We start from the raw sequence: 5,202 nt of genomic DNA, 5'->3' as shown, positions 1-5,202 counted from the left end.
GTTGTTCGATCGGAAATAATACCGGAGTATCCACCGAGGGCGTCAATCTCACGGACTATCTGACCTTTGGCAACACCGCCCATAGCCGGATTACAACTCATCTGTGCAATGGTTGCCATGTTCATGGTGATGAGTAGGACTTTGGATCCGAGATTTGCGGCTGCTGCTGATGCTTCACATCCTGCATGGCCTGCACCGACTACTATTATATCGTATTTATCAAACATTTTTTCATGTTCCACGTGGAACCATTTAATATACTTAATTTATTTATTCAATGTTTCACGTGAAACACGTGAAAATAACGAACTGAGGGCTGCGACAACCCACACACTTTCAAGGATAACAAAAGGATAAAAGCTAATCATGTAGGCGGAAATTCCACACAAGGCAGCGCCCAAGATGTTTAAAAGTATATACCACAAATTCGAAGTTGATAAAACACCTTTTAAATTAAGGAGGAATGCAATTAAAAGTAAAGTCACCCCTATTGATCCGATAATATCTGACTCGCTCATTACTTTAATCAGTTAACTCCAGCCACCTAAAAGTTTTATCTTCGATTTGCTGGTTCTTAATTTTTATGCCCTCAGCGATATCATTCAATTCTTGATGATCTACAAGACCTGAGTTCAATTGTTCTGTTAATGATAACACTTCAACCTCTAACGCTTTAATACCGGCTTCAATATCTTTTAATTCTTTTTCTTCTTTAAAAGACAGCTTTTTCTTTGGGTGAATTGTAACCTCTTCCTTAGGAGTTGGCAGTGCGGTGAGCTTTGCCGGCTTTTTATCTTCCTCTTGCTCCAACCTGTATTCGGTATAATTTCCAGAATATATTTTAACATTTCCATCTCCCTCAAAAACAAATAATTGATCTGTCAAACGATCTATCAAATACCTGTCATGTGAAACCAAAAGTAAAATTCCCGGAAAATTAATCAAAAAGTCTTCTAAGACATTTAGTGTATCGATATCCAAGTCGTTGGTGGGTTCATCCAAAATCATAAAATTCGGGTTCTTCATCAAGACCCGCATTAACTGAAGCCTTTTTTTCTCCCCCCCGCTTAATTTGTTTACGAAGCCGTACTGTTTTGCTGGAGGAAACAGGAAGTGTGTTAGAACCTGACTAGCGGTTAGATTCTTGCCATCAGCCATTGTTATATATTCGGCCACATTCTTCACTACGTCTATGACCCTTTCATCATCTTTAAATTCAAGCCCACCCTGTTTATAATACCCAAAAACAGTAGTTTCTCCAACGGCTACATTACCATGGTCCGATTTAATGTTACCAGAAATAATATTTAACAGCGTGGATTTTCCGGTACCATTTTTTCCTGCAAGACCAATTCTATCTCCTTTCTTAAACGTGTAAGAAAAATCCCTCATGACCGTAAGGCCGTTAAAAGACTTAGTTACTTTGTCCAGTTCAAGTATTTTATTTCCCTGACGTGACACATTTACACTTAACTCAAGGTTGGATTTAAGGGTCCTTCCTTTGGTTTTTTCTTCGAGATCGTAGAAGCTATCTATCCGCGATTTAGATTTGGTCGTCCTGGCTTTAGGCTGTCGACGCATCCATTCTAATTCTTTTTTAAGAAGATTTACATTTTTGTTGAATGAAACATCGTCGGCTGCATTTTGCTCTGCCTTCCTCTCCAGATAATAGCTATAGTTACCATTAAAGTTCTGCAGTTTCCCCCTATCAAGTTCAATAATTCTCGTTGATACATTATCCAGAAAATAACGATCATGGGTGACAAGAATCACGCTTTTTTGCCCGCTAGTCATATAATTTTCCAACCATTCAATAGTTTCAATATCAAGGTGATTGGTGGGTTCATCCAGCAGATAAACATCGGGGTCATCTATCAGCAGTTTTGCCAAAGCCAAGCGTTTTCGCTGCCCCCCGGATAGAGTAGATATTTTTTGATCTAATCTCTGGATACCAAGCCGTCCAAGGATAGTCTTGATTTCGTACTCATACTCCCAAGCATTCTCAGAACTGAGCTCATCCATTAATTTATGAAGTAGATTATCATCGGTAACTTCTTGATTAACAGCCTCTTCATATTGACGAATGAGTTGTTGGCGAGAGTTTCCGATGCTATAAATAAAGTCACTAATACTAGCTTGATCGTTAAATTGTGGGTCTTGTTCAAGATAGCCGATACGGAGATCCCGCTCAGTGACCACCTTGCCTATACTTGGAGCAAGCATTCCGGAAAGTATTTTCAGCAAAGTAGACTTCCCTGTTCCGTTTATTCCCACAAGAGCTACACGCTCACCCTTATTTATTCCAAAATAAAGTTCTGAAAATAACCAGTTGTCATTGAAAGAGTGTCCTAATTGTTCTGTTGATAAAATACTCACGCTAAATCTTTTTTATTTTATTGGGGTAATGACTATGCAATTTGCTGGATAAAAATACTCTACAAATAGAAAACACTTCCTCTGCATATCCTGCAAAGGTACAAATTAGATCTCTGGAATAATGTTGTGAGTTTAAACTGAGATTGAGGCCGACTAAAGTAAAAAACCTCCAAAAACTACACCGTTGCGGGGCTGATAAGGAAAATTAATAGCCAAGTTTACCCAGGTAATAGTTCTCCTTGCTTGTCATAAGATTTTTAGCTGACTTTCCTTTATCAGGATAACCGAGAAGATGAAGCGTTCCATGTATCATCACCCGATGTAATTCGTCCTGCATTGGTACATTAAAAGTGATTGAATTTTCGTGTACTCGTTCTATGCTTATGAAGATATCTCCAACTATCTCATCCTTTTTATCACTGTTGTCGAAAGTAATAATATCGGTGAATGTGTCGTGCTTTAAATACTGCTGGTTAATGGAAAGGAGGTATGTATCAGTGCAAAATATAAAATTCAACTCTTTCAGTTTCTGACCTTCGTCAAGTATAGTGTTTCTCAACCAGGTCCGTAAAAGACCTTTGTGTTTTATATTAAATGATACCTCTTCAGAGAAAAAATAGATAGGAAGCTGTGGCATTAAAGTTTAAAATGAAGCTCTAGCTCATTCCCTTTTGAATTAAATATGCATTGATCAGCAAGGCGTTTTATAATAAAAACACCTCTTCCAGTCAGATTTTCAAGATTCTCTGGTGCTGTAGGATCAGGGATATTGTTGAAATTAAATCCGTCCCCTTCGTCCGATATGGTAAAGATCAGCCGTTTGTCTTCTATCACTTCCAGGTTGATATATACTTTCTTATTGGGGTTTTCCTTGTTCCCGTGGATGATTGCATTAACAGTTGCTTCGCTTAGACAAGTGAGGACATTAGCATAAATTTCATCGCTGAAGTTATACTTCTCTTTTAGAGTATCAATAAAGTTTTCAACCCTAGTTATACTATCAATTCTGGAGGGTAATTGCAGGGTATACAATGCTGTGTTATCCGAAAATTCTGTCTGATTGATCATTATTTATAACCCGAATTTAAGTATTTAAAATAATCACCGACCTTAATTTTGTAAAAAGAATTTAAAGACGGTGGAACGGTTTTGAGTAAATCGGTTTCTCTCTGTTTAATTTTTTGATATTCCTGCAGGATTATCTTATGATCAGGAGCAAGGGAATTGCCCTCTTTGCTCTCCCTTTTATCGTCCTGCTCGCGTTCACGTTCAGCCTTTTCCGCCTGCAGCAGTTTGCTCAGAATTTCCTGCTGTCTGACCATAGTTTCCTGTTGAATCTTTTTGTTTACGAGATCGGTTTCAGATTGTTCCATCTCTTTCATTAATTGATCGAGATTTCCCAAACCGCTCTTACCATCTTTGTTTTCTAACCTGTTGATCTCTTGCATAGCCTGGCGGATCATTTGTTGCTCCCTGGCCATTCTTGCTAGTTGTTCACTCATACCCTGCCCTTGTCCCTGCTTTCCCTGTTGCCCTTGTTTCCCTTGTTTCCCTTGTTGACCGGGTTTTTGCGCTCCAGCCTGCTTTTGCATTTCTTCGCGGGCTTTTTGCATATTCTTGTTCAACTGCTCTTGAATCTTGCTTAGTTGCGAAAGACTTTGTTTCTTTTTGCCCTTACTTCCGGGTTTACTGTTTTGCTGTGCTTGTTGCAGCTGATCCAGGGCCTCATTAAGCATTAATGCTAGATTATTAATTGAGGTCATTGCAAACTGCTGATTACGGTTAGCTTCTGCCGTGCGTCGTTCACCCAGACTTTCTATAGCTTTACCAACATTAAAGTTTATAGCTTGTATTTCTTTATTCACAACTGACTGGATTTGCGGCACCTTTTTACTCAGCGAATAGAGACTATCTTCAATCATTTTAAGGTTATCCTTTATATCTCTTTGTTTTTGCGTTTGCAAAACGTATGAAGGATCGCTGGTGCTTAACCCGCGAACCGCCTGCATAGTTTTCTCCTGATCAAATGAACTTGTTATCAAATTGTCCAGGATTTCACGAAGTGCCTTAGCGTTCACTTCATTTTCTTCTTCTTCACTCTCCTGTTGCATGGTCTCCAGTTTCTTCGAAAGCTCTTGCATTTGTTCAGCAGCTTCTTTTTGATTCTCGGCAGCTTTTTTCTCGTCCTTTTTCTCAAGGTTTTCTGTAGCCTTTTGCTGTTCCTGGTCTATTTTTTCCTGTTCTTGTTCCGGACTATCAAACTCATTCTTTTGATCGAGCTCTTCGTTCTTCTTTTCGAGCTCAGTCAAATCTTCTTTTAAGTCCTTAAAGTCTTCTTTAAGGGCTTTTTGTTCTTCTTTAAGCTGATTATTTTCAGATTTTTTATCCAAAGACTTTTCGCTAAGTTCCTTTTGTTTTTTTGAAAGCTCCTTCAGCTTGTCGATCGATTCGGTCAGCTTCTGATCAAATTCAAGCTGTTTATATAATTCAAGAATTCTATCGAGCTCCTTTTGCAAAGATTTATTATCAAGCTGCATTTTCGACAATTCTTCCTGTGTTAAGGTTTTGTTGTTTTTTTCCAGCAGTTTTTCTATGTTTTTAAGTATTTCCCGGGTTTTTTCGTCCAAGACATTGTTAAAAAGATCTTCTATTTGTTTTTGCTTCTCAAGGATCTTTTCATTCTGTTCTCTATTTTCATTCTGTTCAAAAAGATTTTGTTTGTTTTCTTTTTGAATATCTTTCACAAGCTCTTCAAGTTCCTTTTGTTTCTGAAGAAGGGCTTCTACTTGTTTCTTCTCTTCGTAAGTAAGATTCTTTTTATTAAGG

Annotated in this window: 5 protein-coding genes and 1 pseudogene; all 6 read right to left on the bottom strand. The window is 38.2% G+C overall.

Features of this window, described 5'->3' with window-relative positions; all coding sequences use genetic code 11:
- On the bottom strand, positions 1 to 227 hold a 227-nt coding region (locus WBJ10_RS04115; RefSeq protein WP_424288282.1), incomplete at its 3' end, for an FAD-dependent oxidoreductase.
- 39 nt (positions 228 to 266) lie between these two features.
- The gene (locus WBJ10_RS04110) at positions 267 to 518 is read right to left on the bottom strand and encodes a CBU_0592 family membrane protein (protein WP_424288281.1); all 252 of its coding nucleotides are present in this window, start codon (positions 516 to 518) and stop codon (positions 267 to 269) included.
- Between the two features lie 4 nt (positions 519 to 522).
- Complete coding sequence (locus WBJ10_RS04105; RefSeq protein ID WP_424288280.1) at positions 523 to 2,376, bottom strand: ABC-F family ATP-binding cassette domain-containing protein; 1,854 nt, start codon at positions 2,374 to 2,376, stop codon at positions 523 to 525.
- 205 nt (positions 2,377 to 2,581) lie between these two features.
- Positions 2,582 to 3,013 (bottom strand): rRNA maturation RNase YbeY, encoded by a 432-nt coding sequence (gene ybeY / locus WBJ10_RS04100; RefSeq protein ID WP_424288279.1) that lies wholly within the window; start codon positions 3,011 to 3,013, stop codon positions 2,582 to 2,584.
- Complete coding sequence (locus tag WBJ10_RS04095; RefSeq protein ID WP_424288278.1) at positions 3,013 to 3,444, bottom strand: ATP-binding protein; 432 nt, start codon at positions 3,442 to 3,444, stop codon at positions 3,013 to 3,015. The genes ybeY and WBJ10_RS04095 overlap by 1 nt, the downstream gene beginning before the upstream one ends.
- Positions 3,444 to 5,202, bottom strand: a pseudogene (locus tag WBJ10_RS04090) (hypothetical protein); the annotation flags it as partial. The pseudogene WBJ10_RS04090 and the gene WBJ10_RS04095, both read right to left, overlap by 1 nt.

This window comes from Daejeonella sp., from assembly GCF_049655485.1.
Taxonomy (GTDB): Bacteria; Bacteroidota; Bacteroidia; order Sphingobacteriales; family Sphingobacteriaceae; genus Daejeonella.
Note: the sequence above shows the minus strand (reverse complement) of the source record. Positions and strands in the feature narration are given on the sequence as shown.

What these genes read in the sequence shown, in the direction of transcription:
- WBJ10_RS04110 (WP_424288281.1), bottom strand. Translation starts at nt 518, where the DNA reads ATGAGCGAGTCAGATATTATCGGATCAATAGGGGTGACTTTACTTTTA.
- ybeY (WP_424288279.1), bottom strand. Translation starts at nt 3,013, where the DNA reads ATGCCACAGCTTCCTATCTATTTTTTCTCTGAAGAGGTATCATTTAAT.
- WBJ10_RS04095 (WP_424288278.1), bottom strand. Translation starts at nt 3,444, where the DNA reads ATGATCAATCAGACAGAATTTTCGGATAACACAGCATTGTATACCCTG.